Origin of the sequence: Streptomyces katrae (assembly GCF_000966975.1) — a bacterium.
Lineage (GTDB): Bacteria > Actinomycetota > Actinomycetes > Streptomycetales > Streptomycetaceae > Streptomyces > Streptomyces katrae.
In genome coordinates, this window is record NZ_JZWV01000305.1 from 1 (window position 1) to 311 (window position 311).

Consider the following 311-nt stretch of genomic DNA (forward strand, 5'->3'; position numbering starts at 1 on the left):
AGATGTGTATAAGAGACAGGCCCTGTGGCGCGGGTCGAGGAGAGGGACGAGGGAACGATGACCCTGAGGGAAGGCCAGCGGGTGAGGCTCGCCATCGACATCGGGCTGGCCGACGCGGTCGCGCGGCCGGCCGGTGCCGCCGTCGGCTTCCTGTCCCCGGCGGCGGGCGCCGAGGGCACGGTCGAGCGGGTGGAGGGGCAGCGGCCCCCGGGGCGCGCGGTCCTGGAGTACGAGCGGCTGAGGTCGCTGCTCGGCGACTACGGCCACACCATGCCCGCGGAGAGCAGGAAGCGGCTGGAGGAGGAGGTCAC

At 73.3% G+C, this 311-nt stretch carries 1 protein-coding gene; it reads left to right on the top strand.

All coding sequences use genetic code 11. The annotated features are described in order from the left end of the window. Positions 1-57: 57 nt before the first annotated feature. On the top strand, positions 58-311 hold a 254-nt coding region (locus VR44_RS12365; RefSeq protein WP_045947504.1), incomplete at its 3' end, for a hypothetical protein.